Origin of the sequence: Chromohalobacter sp. HP20-39 (genome assembly GCF_033052815.1) — a bacterium.
Classification (GTDB): domain Bacteria; phylum Pseudomonadota; class Gammaproteobacteria; order Pseudomonadales; family Halomonadaceae; genus Chromohalobacter.
On record NZ_JAWHTP010000736.1, the window covers coordinates 1 to 268 of the forward strand.

The window sequence follows — 268 nt, forward strand, 5'->3', positions numbered from 1 at the left end:
TGTCACCTTCGTCAAACGAGTCGGTGCCCCCATTGAGCGGGTCAAAGACATGCATCTGTTGAAGAAGCTGACGGATGACCGATTCGAGATTTCTCCGGTATTGCGTCTGATTTTTACCGCACAGACGATTCAGGCGCTTGGAGCCGTGTATCGCTCCCTAGTTGAGGGGAAGGGCGCCTCGGCGGAAGGCAACAATACTGGCGCCGAAGAAGCGCAAGCATGATGGCAACACAGGCCACGATTGATTTCGACGCGGGCTTACCGAAGG

1 pseudogene is annotated in these 268 nt (G+C 55.6%); it reads left to right on the forward strand.

Annotation, left to right across the window (positions count from 1 at the left end):
• Positions 1 to 223: pseudogene (locus tag RVY79_RS19900) on the forward strand (hypothetical protein); the annotation flags it as partial.
• Positions 224 to 268: the final 45 nt, after the last annotated feature.